The organism is Candidatus Nealsonbacteria bacterium, from assembly GCA_026396195.1.
Lineage (GTDB): Bacteria > Patescibacteriota > Minisyncoccia > Minisyncoccales > JAGGXC01 > JAPLXH01.
The window spans coordinates 1-16,808 of sequence record JAPLXH010000010.1 but is presented as its reverse complement, the minus strand read 5'-3'; the positions used below and the strand labels follow the sequence as shown (position 1 = coordinate 16,808).

The window sequence follows — 16,808 nt, the reverse complement described above, 5'->3', positions numbered from 1 at the left end:
AATAGCATGAAGAATTTGTTGTCTTTTGTTTTCGAGGTTTTAAAAATAGTAGTCATCGCCCTTGTGATAGTGGTTCCGGTGCGATATTTTTTATTTCAGCCGTTTATTGTAAAAGGCCAATCAATGGACCCTAATTTTTCCGATGGCGATTATTTGATTATTGATGAAATTTCCTATCGTTTCAGGGCTCCCGAGAGAGGAGAGGTGATTGTTTTTGACGCTCCCAATGACCCTTCTTCGCGTTATATAAAAAGAATCATAGGCTTGCCCGGAGAGACAATAAAGATTGAGGGCGGGAAGGTTTTTCTTTTTCAAGACGGAAAATACCAGGACCTTAAAGAAGATAAATATCTTTCTTCGGAGGTTAAAACCTTCGGAGACGTTCAAACAACCTTAAACTCTCAAGAATATTTTGTTTTAGGAGATAACCGCTTTGTCTCGGCTGATTCAAGAAAATTCGGCATTTTACTTAGAGACAAGATAATAGGCAGGGTTTATTTGAGGGCTTGGCCTATTTCCGCTTTTTCTAAAATTGAATCTCCAAGTTATTCTTATTAATTTATGTCCAGAGAAAAAAAATTAAAATTTCAGGTTCCCTACGGGATGCATGATATTCTTCCGCGGGACCAAAAATATTTTCAAGAAATTTTAAAAACAGTTCAAACTGTTGCCGAGTTTTACGGTTTCAGGAAAATTGAAACTCCAATCGTGGAAAATGCCGAGCTTTTTTCAAAAGGAACCGGAAGCGACACGGATATTGTTGAGAAAGAAATGTATACCTTTAAAACTAAAGGGGGAGATTTACTGGCCTTAAGGCCGGAAGGCACCCCTCCCATTGTAAGAGCTTATATTGAGCATGGCATGCAATCCTTGACGCAACCTGTAAAATTATGGCATTGGGGGCCATTTTTCAGGCACGAGAGACCGCAGGCAGGCAGATATCGTCAATTTTTTCAGGCGGGATTCGAGGTTCTGGGGGAAAGAAGTTCGGTAATTGACGCGGAAATTATTCAGGTTTTTTATTCCATTTTTGAAGAATTGGGTTTTAAAAATTTAGTCATAGAAATAAACAGCATCGGAGACAGCCAATGCCGCCCGTATTATAAAAAAACGCTGTCGAGCTATTTTAAATCCCGCCAGTCTTCCCTTTGCGTTGATTGCCGGCGTCGGGCTAGAGAAAATCCTTTAAGAGTTTTAGATTGCAAGGATGAAAAATGTCAAAGAATCATTAAATCTGCTCCTCAAATTGTGGACTATCTTTGTCCGGAATGCCACGAATATTTTAAAGAAGTTTTAGAGTTTTTAGATGACTTGGGTCTTCCTTACCAATTAAATCCTTATTTGGTCAGAGGATTGGATTATTATACCAAGACCGTTTTTGAAATTTTTTCCACAGAACCTTCAAACCCAGATAATGCTTCGGAATCGGGTTTGGTCAGGCATGCTTTAGCCGGCGGAGGAAGGTATGATAAATTGGTGAAGCTTTTGGGTGGGAAAGACACTCCTGGCTGCGGCGGAGCCATGGGCATTGAAAGAATTGTAGAAATAATGAAAGGAAGAAAAATGAAATTTAAAAACGGACAAAGGCCAAAAATATTTTTAGCCCAATTGAGCAAGAAAGCCAAAAGAGAAAGCTTAAAGCTGATAGAGGAATTTCGTAAAGCTAAAATTCCCATTGCGCATTCTTTAAGCAAGGATTCTCTGGGCGCCCAAATGAAAATCGCCGATAGATTAGGGGTAAAATATGTTTTGATTATAGGGCAAAAAGAAGTGGTAGAAAAAGAAGTTTTAATAAGAGATATGGAAAACGGAAAACAGAGGTCGATAGAAAACGGCCGGATAGTTAAAGAAATGAAAAAAAAGATTTAAATTTTCGAATGGAAGAATGTTTTTTTTGTAAAATTATCAATAAAGAAGTACCGACAGAAATCGTTTATCAAGATAACGATGTTTTTGCTTTTAAAGACATTCATCCTTTGGCCCCGGTTCATATTTTAATTATTCCCAAAAAGCATATCGCCAGAATTTCAGACATCAAAGACAAAGATCAAGCTTTGATGGGAAAAATTATTTTGACAGCGAAGAAAATAGCTGATAGTCTGAATATATCAAAATCGGGATATAAACTCTTATTTAGAGTGGGTCGTCACGGCGGACAAGAGGTTGAACACGTTCATTTGCATCTTATCGGCGGTTCTTCTCTTTCTGAGGATATTCGTCCCATTTAAAGATAATTTTAAATATATGGTCTTAGAAGTTAAAAAAAAGCCAAGAGAAACAACTCAGAGTTTAATGAGGCGTTTTTCCCAGCAATTCAGAAGAAGCGGAACTTTGATACAGGCCAGAAAAGTAAGGTTTAGGGATAAAACTAAAAGCCAAGGGGCTGTTAAAAAAGCCGCTCTGAGAAAAGAAGAGCTTAAAAAACATTATCAAAAATTGGCTAAATTGGGATAATTTTCTAATTTAGAAAAATATGAATCTTAAAGAAAAGATTCAAAAAGATTTATACTCTGCTCTTAAAGAAAAAGACGAAAATCGGGCTTCTACCTTGAGATTTTTGAATGCCCAGATTTTAAACAGGGAAAAGGAAAAAAGATTTAAATTAGCCAAGGGGAAAGAGGCGGGCGCAAACAACTTAGCGAACCAAAGCAACCTGACTGACGAAGAAATAATAGAAGTGATGATGTCTGAAATCAAAAAAAGAAAAGAAGCGATTTTGGCGTTTGAAAAAGGAAACCGGAAGGATTTGGCTGAAAAAGAAAGGAAAGAAATCGATATTTTAAGAGGTTATTTACCGGAACAGTTGCCGGAAGAAGAAGTCAGGAAAATGGCTGAGGAAACGATTAAAAAAATCGGAGCAAAGGACATAAAAGAAATGGGCAAGGTAATGAAGGAATTGTCTCCTCAGATAAAAGGCAGAGCAGAAGGGGGATTGGTAAGCAAAATCGTTAAAGAGTTTTTGTCCTGACTTTGAGCTAAAAAATCTTAAAATTTTAGCGGAACCTAATAATTCTTAAAGTTATTGGGCTTTTTTGTTTTATTTTTTATGTTATTATATTTTATATGAATAAATTAGCGTTATTTGATATAGACGGAACTTTAATTAATGGTTTTAAAGGGCATATGTTTGCTTTCTCCAAGGCATTTTTAAAAGTTTACAAGATAAAAACAAGCATCGAGATTATTAATTATCATGGCATGACCGACCAGCAAATAATAACAGACGTTTTAAAGAAAAATAATTTGGATGATAAAAGTATAAAATCTAAATTAAAAGAATGCATGGAAGCAATGATATATTTTTTCAATAAAATCATCGACAAAGAAGAAATTATTTTGCTGGAAGGAGTCAAAGATTTATTAAAAGAATTATAATAAAACAATATTTTAATGGGATTGGTAACCGGAAATTTAGAAACCATTGCAAGATTAAAAATGAAAAAAATTGGCATGAATAATTATTTTAAGGTTGGCGGTTTTGGGAGCGATGACATAGACAGGGCAAAATTAGTGAAGTTAGCCATAAAAAGAGCCAAAGAAAATTTTAATTTTAAATTCGATAATAATGTTTTTTTGATAGGAGATGCGCCTCAAGATATGAAAGCGGGAAAAAAAGGAGGAGCAAAAACAATTGGCGTTACAACGGGGATTTATTCAAAAGAACAATTGATAGAAGCCGGAGCTGATTTTACGGTGGAAAACCTAAAAAACAAAAAAGAAATTTTAAAGATAATTGCAGGATAAAATATAAAAAAAAGAGCATCAATATTAAGAGTAGTTTTTTATTGACAAAAAAATTTTTTTAATTAAACTAAATTTAGCTATTTTTTAAAAAATAAAAGGAGAATGATTTTATGGGAAAAATTAAACCAGAAGATATAACAATCGAAAAAATAGAAAAAGGAGAATTTTCTATTATTTTACCGGAGTTTTATGAACTGAAAAAAGTTATAGAAGATGATGGTTTTTGGCACAGTCGCGATTCCGTTTTTAACCATACGATAGGTGTTTTAAAGGGATTAGGCTCTTTTTTGAAGGGCGCGAATAGAAAAATCTTAAATTATCTTAGCCAAGAAATCACCGATCATAGCAGAAAGGATCTTTTATTTCTGGCGGCTTTATTTCATGACATAGCCAAAGACGAAACAATTATAAAAAAAGACGGCAAAACCTCATGTCCCGGCCACGAAGAAAAAGGTTATCAAAAAGTTAAAAGCATTTTAGACAGAATTGATTTATCAGAAAAGGAAAAAAATTTTGTTTCTCAGATCATTAAGAATCACGGCGTTTTGCATATAATGGTTTACCCCGGCAACAATAACCTGGAAGAAGAGTACAGAGTCTTTAGGTCTGATTTTTCTGAAATTTTTTTGGAAATAATAATTTTTTCTTTAATTGATAACCTAGGGAATCAACTGCAAAAAAACTATCCGGACGAATTTGATTTCAGGATTAATTTCTACCAAAAAGCCCTGGCGGATTATTGAAAAAACCAAAAAATCTTCAAATTATTTTTAAATACCACCCAATCAATCAGGTGGTTTTTTATTTGATTTACACCCCTAGATTTGATACGATAGAAAAAAGATTATGATTGAGATAAACAATCTGACTAAATTTTATTTGGACGAAAAAAAACTGAAGAAAATTATCAAGAAAGTATTAATCGGGAAGTTTAAAAAAAATGATTTATCAATCGCTTTCGTAAATTCCGGGATAATCAAAAATTTAAACAAAAAATACAGGAAAAACAATCAAGCCACTGACATTCTTTCTTTTCCGAGGTTTAAAAAAACAGAGAAACAATTTAAAGTAAAAAAAACAGGAAAAAGCGTTAATTTGGGCGAAATAATTATTTGCCCCAAAGAAGTTCAAAAAAACGCCAAAAGATTTAAATCTGAATTTGAAGACGAGCTTTATCGAGTTTTAATTCACGGTATTTTGCATCTTTTAGGATACGACCACGAAAAATCCGAAAACCAAGCAAAATTGATGGAAAAAAAACAAGATTATTATTTTCAAAAAATTATTAATAAATAAGTTTAAAAAATTTAAATGTTTCGCAACAGAGGTCAAGAAATAATAACCGGCTTGGATATCGGAACGAATGCCATCAAGGTTTTGGTTGCTTTAAAAAAAGCTGACCAAGAAGAGCTGGAAGTTTTAGCTCAAGTTAAAAAAAATTGTTCCGGAGTCAGAAAAGGAGTGGTTAGTAAGCCGGAAAAGGTAGCTGAAATAATTAAGTTAGCGATCGAAGAAGCTCAGAATTTAAGTGGCCAAAAAATTAAACGCGTTTTTTTTAACATAAACGGCTCTCATATGAATGCTATCTTTTCTAAGGGGACCATTGCCGTTTCAAGGGCTGACAAGCGAATTTCAGAGGAAGATAAAGAAAGGGTTATTTGCCAAGCGGTTCAATCAGTGAATCTTTCTTCTAATCAGGAAATTATCGATTCTTTTCCGAAAGACTTTATTGTTGACGGCAAGGGAGGAATTAAAGAGATTTTAGGCATGGAAGGAATAAGACTGGAAGCGGAAGTTCTTTTGCTTTGCGCCTTTGTTCCTTCTTTGCACAATTTGAAAAAAGCTATTCAATATTCTGAATTGCAACCGGCCGGAATTCAATTTTCTCCGATAGCGGCCGCAAAATCAGTTTTAACTCCTCAGCAGAAAGAATTGGGAGTGGTTTTGGTTGATATTGGAGCTGAAACCACGGGTTTGGCTATTTTTGAAGAAGAAAACTTAATTCATTCCACTATTTTTCCGATTGGTTCCGCAAACATTACCCAGGATATAGCCATTGGTTTTAAGTGCGATATTGATTTGGCTGAGAAAATAAAACAGGACTTTGGAACCTGTCTGCCAAAAAAAGAAAAAGGAGAAAAATACAAAAGAGATAAGATTAAATTTCCCGATTCTTTAATTTTTTCCAGAAAAATATTAAACGCCATAATTGGCGCCCGGGTTTCGGAGATTTTCGACCAAATTGACCAAGAGTTAAAAAAAGTTTCCCGCCAGAAATCACTGCCGGCCGGCATAGTTTTTACTGGCGGCGGAGCTAAGTTATCTCAAATTGCAGAATTGGCTAAAAAAGAATTAAAGCTTCCCGCTCGAGTCGGCAAGCCAAGATGCTTTATTGGGTTAGAAGAAGATCCGAGCTTGGCTACGGTTTGCGGTTTGGTATTGGAAGGAGCGGATTCCGATAAGGAAAAATCTTTTTCTGATTTTAATGTTGGCAGAGGCAAAGAATTTTTTTCCAAAGCGAAGGACTGGTTTAGAAATTTTATTCCCTAAAAGATTTTACTAAAATGAAAAAAAATAGACCCAAAATAAAAGTTATAGGAATAGGGGGGTCGGGAAACAATGCCATTTCTCGAATGGCAAAATGTAATATTTCCGGCATAGAGCTGATTGTTGCAAATACTGATGTTCAGGACCTAAGAAGCGCTTTGGCTGACAAGAAACTGCAAATTGGTAAAAAAATTACTCAGGGATTGGGAACGGGAATGAATTACGGTATCGGCAAAGCCGCTGCCAAAGAAAGCAAAGAAGAAATTTTTGAAATTTTAAAAAACTCAGACTTGATTTTTATCACTTGCGGATTGGGCGGGGGAACTGGAACCGGGGCTGCTCCGATAGTTGCGGAAATTTCTAAAAGCATAGGTGCCTTGACTATAGCCATCGTTACAGAGCCCTTCAGTTTCGAAGGCGCCCAAAGAAAAAAAATTGCCAAGAAGGGAATAAAAGATTTGAAAGATAAAGTTGACACTCTTTTGGTTATCCCCAATGATAAATTGTTAAAAACAAAAGAAACCGAAGACGTTTCTTTGGTTGATGCTTTTTGGGCTTGCGACGAAGTTTTAAGAGAAGCGGTGCAGGGGATATCCGACTTGATTGTAAAGCCCGGGATTATAAATCTTGATTTTGCCGATGCAAAAGCCGTGATGAAAGATTCCGGTCCCGCTATTTTTGGCACCGGTCGGGCTTCGGGTCCTAAAAGAGCGATGACGGCAGCCTTAAGGGCGATTAACTCTCCTTTATTGAGTTTTTCGACTAAAGGAGCAAAGTCAGTTTTATTTAATGTTTCCGGCGCAGATGACCTTACTCTTTTTGATGTAAACACGGTAGCCAAAATTATTACTCAAAATATAGACCCCAAAGCTAAAATAATCTTTGGGGCGATAAAAGACAAAACTCTTAAAAAAGGAGAAATAAAAGTTACCCTTATGGCTACCGGATTTAAAAGATAATGTTTAAAGAACCATAAAATGACTTTTTCAAAAGTCTTTTTATATTTCTGCCTTTCTTTTATAATTGGTATTTTTTTAAGTTCCGTTTTTTCGTTTTCTCGGGAATTTTTTCCGGGATTTTTAATTTTGAGCGGATTTTCGATAATTTTTTGTTTTTTCTTAAAAAATAAAAGATTGGCTGTTTTGGGTTTTTGTTCTTTTTTTGCGATTTTAGGCGCCTGGCACTATCAAATAACCATGGAAAAAATTTCAAATAATGACTTCATAAAATACAACGACAAAGAAGAATCGATAATTCTGATTGGTAAAACCGGTAAAGAAGCGGACATAAGAGAGAAAAGCATTAATTTAGAAATTAAAAGCGATTATATTTTAATAAATAATGAAAAAATAAAAGTTTCGGGGAAGGTTTTAATAACCGCCTCCCGCTATCCCGTTTATAATTACGGAGATGAACTGGAGGTTACGGGAAAGTTAAAGACTCCCATGGTTTTTGAAGGGTTTAATTATAAAGATTTCCTGGCCAAAGACGGAATTTTTTCCGTGATGTATTTTCCTGAAGTTAAAAAAATAGGCGACAAAAAAGGCAATTTTATTTTTGCCGAAATTTTGTTTTTAAAAGATAAAATTCGCCAATCAATTTATCAAAATTTTTCTCCTCCCCAAAGTTCGCTTTTGGGAGCCTTAATCCTCGGAGACCAGCGGAGAATGCCGGATTGGTTCAGGGAAAAGTTAAACATTACAGGAATCAGCCATATTACTTCAGTTTCGGGCATGCATGTCGCCATATTATCAGCCATTTTAATGGAGTTTCTCTTAGGGCTCGGTTTTTGGAGGAGTCAGGCTTTTTATATAACTTGTATTTTTTTAATCTTGTTTATTTTAATGGTAGGTTTGCCGGCCTCTGCAATCAGAGCCGGAATTATGGGCGGTCTCTTCTTGTTTGCTCAAAAGATTGGCCGGAAAAGTACGGCCTTCAGGTCAATTGTTTTTGCCGCAGTTGTTATTCTGATTGCAAACCCCTTGCTTTTAAGGTTCGACGTCAGCTTTCAATTATCTTTTTTAGCGGTAATCGGTTTGATTTTTTTAGACCCTATTTTTAAAAAATTGCTTAAAAAAATTCCGGAAAAAGAATTTTTTAACCTAAGAACCATGGCTTCAATGACTTTTTCGGCCCAGCTTTTTACTTTGCCGATTTTAATTTACAATTTTGGCCGAATTTCTTTGATTTCGCCCATTACCAATATTTTAATTTTACCTTTTATTCCCTTGTTAACCATTTTGGGATTTTTAGTCGGGATAGTTGGCATTGTTTCCCAAACTATTTCTCATTTTCTTTCTTTCCCTTGCTGGTTAATTTTGACTTATATGGTGAAAACAATAGACTGGCTTTCTAAATTTTCATTTTCTTATTTAAACATGGAAAACGTTTCTTTGATTTGGCTGGTTATTTTTTATTTAATTTTAATTTTCTTTGTTCGCCATTTAAACGAAAAATGGAAGATGGAATTTTTAAATTACTGATTAAACTGTGATATGATTAAACAATGAAAAAAATTTTAAAGTTTCCCAAAGATTTTTTATGGGGTTCTTCTATCTCGGCTTATCAGGTTGAGGGCGGAATTGAAAATTGCGACTGGTCAAAGTTTGAAAATGCCGGCGTTGCCTGCGACCATTATAATCTTTTTGAAGAAGATTTTGATTTGGTAAAAAACTTGAATCAAAACGCTTTTCGTTTTTCAATTGAATGGTCAAGAATTGAGCCTAAAGAAGGCAATTTTGACAAAAAAGAAATTGAACACTATAGAAAAGTGCTTTTGGCTCTAAAAACAAGGAATATCAAATCAGTGGTTACTCTTTGGCACTGGACCAATCCTCTTTGGCTGGCGGAAAAGGGCGGTTGGTCCAATAAAGAAGCAGTTTATTTTTTTTCCAGATACACAAAGGTTATTTCTGAGGAATTGGGGGATTTGATTGATTTTTGGGTTACTCTTAACGAACCCCTTGTTCATATTTCCAATGGTTACTTGCAAGGTATTTTTCCTCCCAATAAAAAAGATGTTGTTTTGGCAATAAAAACTTTTAGAAATTTAGTTAAAGCCCATCAAGAGGCTTATGATATTGTTCACCAAAAATATCCGGAAGCGAAAGTCAGCGTTACCGCCATCAGTAATTTTTTTAAACCGGCAAGAAAATGGTTAGCCCTGGAAAGATTTCTTGCTTTTTTATTCCATTATTTTTGGAACCACCTTTTTTTAAAAAAAATAAAAAAACATATTGATTATATCGGAGTGGATTATTATTTTGCCCATCAAGTAGTTTTTTATCCTCCTTTTTTGAAAAAATTTACTGACCTTGTTTCCGATATTAATTGGGAAATTTATCCGGAAGGGTTATACTGGGTTTTGAAAAATCTGTCTAAATTCAAAAAACCGATTTATATCTTAGAAAACGGTTTGGCTGATTCAAAGGACAAGTTTAGAAAAGATTTTATTAAGGAACACTTAGTTTGGATTCACAAGGCAATTGAAGAAAAAATAGACGTTAAGGGATATTTTCACTGGTCTTTAATCGATAACTTTGAGTGGGACAGGGGTTTTTGGCCGAGATTCGGGCTGATAGAGATTAATTACCAAAACTTGGAAAGAAAGCCTAGGCCCAGCGCTTTTTATTACGCCAAAATTTGCAAAGAAAATTGTTTAGAAATTAATAATTAACAATATGTGGTTAACTTTAGCGATTTTAAGTTATTTCTTGCTTTCTGCCGCTACTTTTTTAGATAAATATATATTGGGCGGAGAGTTATTGTCTCCCAAACTCTATTCTTTCTATGTCGGGATTTTAGCCTTGGCGGTTTTATTTGTTATCCCGATCGGAATTTTATTATCCAATCAATTTTTTTCTCCTTTTGGCTTTTCTTTTTTAGAGAACACGGTATTTTTTGTAATCCCTAATTTGTATTTAATCGGACTCGGGCTTTTTACCGGAATTGTTTCTCTTTCAGCTTTGTTTTTTTATTATCAGGCAATCAGCAAATTTGAAGTTTCCAGAATTGGGCCGGCTGTTGGGGGAACGGTTCCTATTTTTAGCCTATTGTTGATTTATTTATTTGCTTTTTTACCGCTTCCTCTTAATTTTCCAAAACTGAACCTTGGGTCCTCGGAGATTTCAGCTTTATTATTTCTTATTTTAGGAAGCGTTATTTTAACCATTCAAAAAGAAAAATTAGCCACCTTAAAAAGTCTTAGAATCGCTCTGCTCGCTTCGTTTTTATTTGGCCTAACCTTTGTGTTAAGCAAAATCGTTTATACTTTTTTACCGTTTTTGCCCGGATTTATTTGGATAAGAATGGGCGAGTTTTTTGGAGCTTTGAGTCTTTTGTTTTTTCCCGAAGTCAGAAACAATATTTTTAAGCGCCAGACAATTTTAAAACAAAAAATCGCCCTGCCTTTTATTTTTTCAAAAACAACAGGGGCTTTGTCTGCTATTTTGCAAAACAGGGCTATTTTTTTAGCGCCAATAATTTTATTACCCGTAATCAACGCTTTAGCCGGCATTCAATATGTGTTTCTGATTATTTTAGCCACTTTATTTTTCTTTAAGTTTCCTAAAATTTTCAAAGAGCAAGTTTCAAAAAGGGTTTTACTGCAAAAAATTATAGGTATTTTTTTCATTCTGGCGGGATTAGCCATTTTAACTTAAAAATAAAATGATAATTAAAAAAATTTTAAAATTATTATTTTTAATATTAGTGTTGCCTATCTTAGTTTTCGCAGCCTGGCTTTTTATTGGAAAAGCCCCTCAGGCTCAAAATATAAATTGGGGAATAAGTTTTTCCCAAAAGCAATCCGATTTGTTGGGTCTTTCCTGGAAGGATAATTATTTGGCAATTTTAGACGACCTTAAAGTTTCTCATCTTAAGGTCACCGCTTACTGGGATGTAATTGAAAAACAACCTGAAAATTATTTTTTTGACGATTTGGATTTTCAGATTAAGGAAGCTCAAAAAAGAAACATTAAGTTAACCTTAGCTATAGGCAGAAAAGTGCCGAGATGGCCGGAATGCCATGTTCCGGAATGGGCGAAGGGCTTGGACGAAGAAAAACAACAAGAATCAGTTTTAAAACTGATTGAAAAAATTGTTTTAAGATATAGAGATTCCGAGAATATTTGGGCCTGGCAGGTGGAAAATGAACCCTTTTTTCCTTTCGGCGATTGTCCGGAAACTGACGAAGATTTTTTAAAAAAAGAAATTAACCTGGTAAAAAAATTAGATCCGGGAAAGATGGTCATGATAAGCGATTCCGGCTCCAATCGTTTTTGGATAAAAACTTCAACATTGGGAGACATAGTCAGTATCAGCCTTTACAGAAAAGTTTGGTTCCACAATTTGAATTCTTACGTGGAGTATCCCTTTCCGCCGATTTTTTATTGGCGTAAATATCAAATCGTTAAAGCTATTTTTAACAAAAGGGTAATTTGCGGAGAACTGCAGGCGGAGCCATGGGGCAAGACTTTACTTAGCGATTTGCCTAAGGAGGAACAGGAAAAAACAATGAGTTTTGAGCAGTTTAAAAGTAATATAGAGTTTGCCAAGAAAACCGGGTTTGACGAATTTTATTTATGGGGAGCAGAATGGTGGTATTGGTTAAAAACAAAACAAAACGATTCCAGAATTTGGGATGAAGCAAGGGAATTATTTAAAGAACCTAATTAAGGTTAGGATTGGTAACTAATAAAAATCGCCATTGAGGCGCTTGCCTGCCGGCAGGCAGGTTTTTTTGCTTGCGCTGAGCTTACCTGCCCTGAGCGGTGTCGAAGGGTTGAAGCGTTTACACTGAGTTTATCGAAGTGGTAAAATGATACGGAGATGTAATAAATAATTGTATGAATTTTTTTGAAGATATATTGGCAGAAAAATCTCGTATTGAAGAAGCGATAAAAAAATATGGATATGCGCCTGAGCATAATTTCTGGTGGTATAAATCTCAGGCGGAAAAAAATTCAAAAAATGTTTATGTAGCATTCAATGACGGCACAGGGCTTTTGACAATTAAGGAAAGAGACAAAAAAAGAACTACTATTTTTTCAAGTCCAATTGCGCCCCCATTAAGACGGGTTTCGATTATTATTGAATATCTTGAGCACATATTTCAATTACCAGAAATTCAAAAAGTTACGCTTGAGCTTGAAACCGCATTATACAAAGAATTTCTTGATAAATTGCCATGCCAAATTAAAGCCCGAGCTATTAAATATACGCTTACGTGGCCGGTTTACGATCTTAAAAATTTTAATCTTACGCTCACGGGAAAACACTGGAAAACATTGCGCAAGGAGAAAAATAAATTTTATCAAAATTATTGTGTAAGCGTGGTAGATGCGCAGACATATAAAGATAAAGAAGCGCTGCGCTTGATTCTCAACGAATGGCGCAAAAAACGAGGGGGACACGACAGGACATATTTTCTTCCGTATCATAATTTTATTATTAATGAGAATTGCATGGGAGCATCAGAAGCGCGGGTATTTGTGGTTGACGGCAAGGCGGTTGGGATAAACGCCGGATGGTTAATTCCCAACAACAGTCGATTTTATGGAGCAGTCGGAATTCACGATTACTCATTGCCTGATTTAGGAGATATTCTTTATCTTGAGGATTTAGTGTGGCTTAAGACGCACGGTTACATAGAGGCCGATATGGGCGGCGGCGAGGATGCACTCACTAATTTTAAAAATAAATTTCAACCTAAATTATTTTACAAAACACATATTTTTTCAGTTGTAAAATGTTAGTATGTTTAATTTTTTATTAAATTTGGGATATAAATTTACTCAGAGGACTACTGGATAATAATTCTAACGTCGTTAATGAGTCCCCGCCATCCTACCGCTAAGGCTACGGAATGGCAAGCCAAAGTTTTACCCGAGATTTTACTCGGGTTTTGTGTTCGTTCTTCGCTTCCCGATAAATCGGAATTTCGTTCCGACAAATCGGAACTCAACTTGCGGGCTTCGGACGGACACAGTAAAATGAAATAAAATTCTCTATTTTTTGTATTAATTATATGGAAGAAACCATATCTCAACTAAAAGACGAAGAGATTGCGCAGTTAATTCAGTCTGGGAAAGTTAGGTTTTTTGGTATTTTGGTAAGTAGATATGAAAATAAAATTAGGCGTTATGCTAGGAAATTTCTTTCAGACAAAGAAGACATAAATGATATTGTTCAAGAAGTTTTTATAAAAGCTTATACAAACATACAAGAGTTTGATTCCCAAAGAAAATTTTCTCCATGGTTTTATCGCATTGCCCATAATGAATTAGTTAACGCCCTTAAAAAACGAAAAAAACAACCTTTGTTTTTATTTGATTTCGATGTTTTTTTTCCTTATGATTTTTCTAATAATAATATTCTTAATCAACAAATAGATAGGCAAAATATGGAAAAAATAATAGACATGGGCCTTGATCAATTAGAGCCAAAATACCGCGAACCAATTATTCTTTATTATTTAGAAGAATTAACCTATAAAGAAATTGCCGATGTAATGCAAATTCCTATTTCGACCGTTGGAATAAGAATAAAAAGGGCAAAAAAAATAATAAAACCTATTTTAAAAAAATTGGGTTACAATTATGAATAATCAAGAACAAAAAAATTCTCTCAGCGAAAAAGTGATCAGTAAAATAAAAAGCGGAGACATTAAAATGAAGCCCAGAATATATTTTATTTTTAAAATGGTTTTATTGGGTTTGGGTGCTTTCTTTTTATTTTTGTTCGTCGTCTTTTTTATCAGCTTTATTATTTTTAACTTAAGAATAACCGGACTTCTATTCTTGCCGAGATTCGGTTTTCACGGAGTAGGAATACTTTTTGGTTATTTGCCTTGGGCTTTAATTTTAATCGTGGGAGTTTTAATTGTGGCCCTGGAGATATTCAGTAAGCGCTTTTCTTTTGTTTATCGCCGGCCGATTGTTTATTCGTTGCTGGTAATTATTGTATTGGGATTTTTAGTCGGTTTTTTAATAGAAAAAACACACCTGCATTCCAATTTATTTTTAAGCGCCAGAGATAGGCATTTACCGGTTATGGGGCCATTTTATCGTAATTTTGGGGCTCCTCCAATTCATAATGTTCATCGTGGCATTGTTTCTGAAATAATAGACAATGGTTTTAAAATAGAAACACCAAGAGAGGAAACCCTAACAATAATAATCGCGCCAGAAACGCGTATTCTTTCCGATGAAACAATAAAACAGGGAGATGAAGTGGTAATTTTCGGAGAGCGGAGTGACGGCACAGTAAATGCTTTTGAAATACGCCAGATTGAAAAAGATTTTAACCTTTTTCCACCAGACCAAATTCCCAGGGGTCAACCTCATTTTGAACAATAAAATATTCAAAAATATTCTATATTGCAACAAGTCGCTTTATAAGCGACTTTATTTTTTATGAAATAAAAAAAGAAATTATTTGTACTAATAAATTAGAGGGTTGAGAAAGCAAAGGACCGAATGAGAGATTTTTAAGCTTTTACCTCAACCCTCTTTTCGGTCCTAATTGTTGGTCAATAATGAAATAAATTTAGTATAAATATTGTAGTAATATAAGTAATCAATAATGTCATTTTAAAAAGGAGACCTTAGGTGCTTCGTTTCTTGAAGAAAAAATAGAGGGAAAAAATAAATCGAGGCCCAAGATTTTCTTTTTAAGTATTAAAAAATAATTAAACAAATCCATATGTTTAAAATTTTTATGTTAAAAATCTTAAAGACAATATTACAGCATAAAATTATAATGGTTATAATTATTATTGCGTTAATCGGCGGTGGTTATGTTGGATACAAGAAATTTAGCAACAACTCAGTAGAAAATAGTTATGTGTTAGCAACGGTTGAAAAAGGAACTCTTGTTACTTCTATTTCAGGAGCTGGACAAGTTTCTGCTTTAAACCAATTAGACATAAAACCTAAAGTGTCCGGCGATGTTATAAGTGTAAAGGTGAAAAACGGTCAAGAAGTAAAAATGGGAACACTTATTATGCAAATAGATACTGTCGATACTGCAAAAGCACTCCGTAATGCTGAAACAGACCTTGAGACCGCTAAACTTGAATTAGAAGAATTATTAAGCCCCCCCGATGAACTTACGTTGCTTCAAGCGGAAAATTCTTTAGCTCAAGCAAAAGAATCGAAACAAAAAGCAGAAGATAGTCTCAAAAAAAATTACGAAGACGCTTTTAATGGCGTTACCAATGTTTTCCTTGAGCTTCCAAGTATTATGGCTGGGCTTAACTCTGTACTTTTTTCAAATAGTTTTAGTGTAAATCAACAGAATATTGATTACTACGCTGATGCAGTAAAAGCTTATGACCAAAAAGTTTTGCAATATAAAATAGATACCTATAACAAATATCAAATTGCAAAAAATGCATATAACCAGAATTTTATAGATTATAAATCGGCTTCGCGTTTTTCTGACGACACAACAATTGAAAATTTAATTAATACAACCTATAACGCATCAAAAGATATTGCTGAGGCAATAAAAAACGCTAATGATTTAGTTCAATTCTATCAAGCTAAACTTATAGAGCATAATTTTAAACCGGAAACGCTTTCCAGTACGTATTTATCCAATCTTAATGCTTACACGGGAAAAACAAACAGTTATCTTGTAAGTCTTTTATCGATTCAAAGATCTTTTCAAGACAACAAGGAAACAGTTATTAATGCTGAGCGAACAATTAGAGAAAAGGAGTTATCGCTTGATAAATTAAAAGCAGGCGCTGATGAACTTAGCATAAGAGCTAAAAAAATTACTGTCCAGCAAAAAGAAGACGCTTTGTTTACAGCAAAACAAAACCTTGCTGATTGTTCTGTCCGTGCTCCTTTCGATGGCGTTATTGCCACATTGAATTCAAAAAAAGGAGATCCCGTGACCTCTGGAACGGTAGTTGCAACAATTATTACAAAGCAACAATTAGCCGAAATTTCTTTAAATGAAGTAGACATTGCAAAAGTGAAAATTGGCCAAAAAGTTACTCTTACTTTTGATGCTGTTTCAGATTTGAGTATCACTGGCGAGGTAGTTGAAATTAATAATATAGGAACTGTAAGCCAAGGAGTAGTTAATTATAGCGTTAAAATTGTTTTTGATACGCAGGACGAAAGAATAAAACCTGGCATGAGTGTAAATACAACGATTATTACTGATGTAAAACAAAATGTATTATTAGTTCCAAATTCGGCTGTTAAAACAACCGGCAATAATTCTTACGTAGAAATACTTGAAGGCAACACAACATCTACTGCCACCAATGCAAGAATGATTTCAAAAACACTGCCTCGTCAACAACAAGTAGAAATTGGATTATCTAACGATTCTTAAACTGAAATTATAAGCGGTTTAATAGAAGGGGATGCTGTAATTTCTCAAACCATTACTCAAACCTCACAACAAAGTGCGCAATCAAGTCAAAACGAGGGATTTCGTATGTTTGGTATGTAAATAGTCCTTATTGAAACAATTAATAAAAATGATTCAAGTTCAAA

At 34.5% G+C, this 16,808-nt stretch carries 17 protein-coding genes and 1 pseudogene; all 18 read left to right on the top strand.

What is annotated here, in order from left to right; genetic code table 11:
- Positions 1 to 6 precede the first annotated feature (6 nt).
- The 18 genes and pseudogenes from lepB (at position 7) to NTU58_03635 (ending at position 16,644) form a co-directional block, all read left to right on the top strand.
- Positions 7 to 558 (top strand): signal peptidase I, encoded by a 552-nt coding sequence (gene lepB, locus NTU58_03720; protein MCX6764776.1) that lies wholly within the window; start codon positions 7 to 9, stop codon positions 556 to 558.
- Positions 559 to 561: 3 nt separating this feature from the next.
- Positions 562 to 1,869: a histidine--tRNA ligase gene (gene hisS / locus NTU58_03715; GenBank protein MCX6764775.1), complete on the top strand. Its 1,308-nt coding sequence runs from the start codon at positions 562 to 564 to the stop codon at positions 1,867 to 1,869.
- 8 nt (positions 1,870 to 1,877) lie between these two features.
- Positions 1,878 to 2,228, top strand: coding sequence for a histidine triad nucleotide-binding protein (locus NTU58_03710; protein MCX6764774.1), 351 nt, complete (start codon positions 1,878 to 1,880; stop codon positions 2,226 to 2,228).
- A gap of 16 nt (positions 2,229 to 2,244) precedes the next feature.
- The gene (locus NTU58_03705) at positions 2,245 to 2,454 is read left to right on the top strand and encodes a hypothetical protein (GenBank protein ID MCX6764773.1); all 210 of its coding nucleotides are present in this window, start codon (positions 2,245 to 2,247) and stop codon (positions 2,452 to 2,454) included.
- A 19-nt stretch (positions 2,455 to 2,473) separates the two neighbouring features.
- Complete coding sequence (locus NTU58_03700; GenBank protein ID MCX6764772.1) at positions 2,474 to 2,968, top strand: GatB/YqeY domain-containing protein; 495 nt, start codon at positions 2,474 to 2,476, stop codon at positions 2,966 to 2,968.
- A 95-nt stretch (positions 2,969 to 3,063) separates the two neighbouring features.
- Positions 3,064 to 3,744: pseudogene (locus NTU58_03695) on the top strand (HAD family hydrolase).
- A gap of 110 nt (positions 3,745 to 3,854) precedes the next feature.
- On the top strand, positions 3,855 to 4,487 hold the full coding sequence (locus tag NTU58_03690) for an HD domain-containing protein (protein ID MCX6764771.1): 633 nt from the start codon (positions 3,855 to 3,857) through the stop codon (positions 4,485 to 4,487).
- 103 nt (positions 4,488 to 4,590) lie between these two features.
- Positions 4,591 to 5,040 (top strand): rRNA maturation RNase YbeY, encoded by a 450-nt coding sequence (gene ybeY, locus NTU58_03685; protein ID MCX6764770.1) that lies wholly within the window; start codon positions 4,591 to 4,593, stop codon positions 5,038 to 5,040.
- A 15-nt stretch (positions 5,041 to 5,055) separates the two neighbouring features.
- Complete coding sequence (gene ftsA, locus NTU58_03680; GenBank protein ID MCX6764769.1) at positions 5,056 to 6,294, top strand: cell division protein FtsA; 1,239 nt, start codon at positions 5,056 to 5,058, stop codon at positions 6,292 to 6,294.
- A 14-nt stretch (positions 6,295 to 6,308) separates the two neighbouring features.
- Positions 6,309 to 7,250: a cell division protein FtsZ gene (gene ftsZ / locus NTU58_03675; GenBank protein ID MCX6764768.1), complete on the top strand. Its 942-nt coding sequence runs from the start codon at positions 6,309 to 6,311 to the stop codon at positions 7,248 to 7,250.
- Between the two features lie 126 nt (positions 7,251 to 7,376).
- Positions 7,377 to 8,774, top strand: a complete 1,398-nt coding sequence (locus NTU58_03670; protein MCX6764767.1) for a ComEC/Rec2 family competence protein — start codon at positions 7,377 to 7,379, stop codon at positions 8,772 to 8,774.
- A gap of 23 nt (positions 8,775 to 8,797) precedes the next feature.
- Positions 8,798 to 9,967 (top strand): glycoside hydrolase family 1 protein, encoded by a 1,170-nt coding sequence (locus tag NTU58_03665; GenBank protein MCX6764766.1) that lies wholly within the window; start codon positions 8,798 to 8,800, stop codon positions 9,965 to 9,967.
- A 4-nt stretch (positions 9,968 to 9,971) separates the two neighbouring features.
- Positions 9,972 to 10,952: a hypothetical protein gene (locus NTU58_03660; protein ID MCX6764765.1), complete on the top strand. Its 981-nt coding sequence runs from the start codon at positions 9,972 to 9,974 to the stop codon at positions 10,950 to 10,952.
- Between the two features lie 7 nt (positions 10,953 to 10,959).
- Positions 10,960 to 11,967, top strand: coding sequence for a hypothetical protein (locus tag NTU58_03655; GenBank protein MCX6764764.1), 1,008 nt, complete (start codon positions 10,960 to 10,962; stop codon positions 11,965 to 11,967).
- A gap of 170 nt (positions 11,968 to 12,137) precedes the next feature.
- Positions 12,138 to 13,046, top strand: a complete 909-nt coding sequence (locus tag NTU58_03650; protein ID MCX6764763.1) for a GNAT family N-acetyltransferase — start codon at positions 12,138 to 12,140, stop codon at positions 13,044 to 13,046.
- A 272-nt stretch (positions 13,047 to 13,318) separates the two neighbouring features.
- Complete coding sequence (locus NTU58_03645) at positions 13,319 to 13,897, top strand: RNA polymerase sigma factor (protein MCX6764762.1); 579 nt, start codon at positions 13,319 to 13,321, stop codon at positions 13,895 to 13,897.
- Positions 13,890 to 14,648: a hypothetical protein gene (locus NTU58_03640; GenBank protein MCX6764761.1), complete on the top strand. Its 759-nt coding sequence runs from the start codon at positions 13,890 to 13,892 to the stop codon at positions 14,646 to 14,648. Before NTU58_03645 ends, NTU58_03640 begins: the two co-directional genes overlap by 8 nt.
- Positions 14,649 to 15,009: 361 nt before the next feature.
- Complete coding sequence (locus tag NTU58_03635) at positions 15,010 to 16,644, top strand: HlyD family efflux transporter periplasmic adaptor subunit (protein MCX6764760.1); 1,635 nt, start codon at positions 15,010 to 15,012, stop codon at positions 16,642 to 16,644.
- The last annotated feature ends 164 nt before the right edge of the window (positions 16,645 to 16,808 follow it).

Excerpts from the sequence above, each read along its gene's own strand:
- NTU58_03655 (MCX6764764.1), top strand. The coding sequence starts at position 10,960 with ATGATAATTAAAAAAATTTTAAAATTATTATTTTTAATATTAGTGTTG.
- NTU58_03650 (MCX6764763.1), top strand. The coding sequence starts at position 12,138 with ATGAATTTTTTTGAAGATATATTGGCAGAAAAATCTCGTATTGAAGAA.
- NTU58_03660 (MCX6764765.1), top strand. The coding sequence starts at position 9,972 with ATGTGGTTAACTTTAGCGATTTTAAGTTATTTCTTGCTTTCTGCCGCT.
- NTU58_03635 (MCX6764760.1), top strand. The coding sequence starts at position 15,010 with ATGTTAAAAATCTTAAAGACAATATTACAGCATAAAATTATAATGGTT.
- lepB (MCX6764776.1), top strand. The coding sequence starts at position 7 with ATGAAGAATTTGTTGTCTTTTGTTTTCGAGGTTTTAAAAATAGTAGTC.
- NTU58_03690 (MCX6764771.1), top strand. The coding sequence starts at position 3,855 with ATGGGAAAAATTAAACCAGAAGATATAACAATCGAAAAAATAGAAAAA.
- NTU58_03645 (MCX6764762.1), top strand. The coding sequence starts at position 13,319 with ATGGAAGAAACCATATCTCAACTAAAAGACGAAGAGATTGCGCAGTTA.
- ftsA (MCX6764769.1), top strand. The coding sequence starts at position 5,056 with ATGTTTCGCAACAGAGGTCAAGAAATAATAACCGGCTTGGATATCGGA.
- NTU58_03710 (MCX6764774.1), top strand. The coding sequence starts at position 1,878 with ATGGAAGAATGTTTTTTTTGTAAAATTATCAATAAAGAAGTACCGACA.
- ftsZ (MCX6764768.1), top strand. The coding sequence starts at position 6,309 with ATGAAAAAAAATAGACCCAAAATAAAAGTTATAGGAATAGGGGGGTCG.
- ybeY (MCX6764770.1), top strand. The coding sequence starts at position 4,591 with ATGATTGAGATAAACAATCTGACTAAATTTTATTTGGACGAAAAAAAA.
- NTU58_03700 (MCX6764772.1), top strand. The coding sequence starts at position 2,474 with ATGAATCTTAAAGAAAAGATTCAAAAAGATTTATACTCTGCTCTTAAA.
- NTU58_03705 (MCX6764773.1), top strand. The coding sequence starts at position 2,245 with ATGGTCTTAGAAGTTAAAAAAAAGCCAAGAGAAACAACTCAGAGTTTA.
- NTU58_03640 (MCX6764761.1), top strand. The coding sequence starts at position 13,890 with ATGAATAATCAAGAACAAAAAAATTCTCTCAGCGAAAAAGTGATCAGT.
- NTU58_03665 (MCX6764766.1), top strand. The coding sequence starts at position 8,798 with ATGAAAAAAATTTTAAAGTTTCCCAAAGATTTTTTATGGGGTTCTTCT.
- hisS (MCX6764775.1), top strand. The coding sequence starts at position 562 with ATGTCCAGAGAAAAAAAATTAAAATTTCAGGTTCCCTACGGGATGCAT.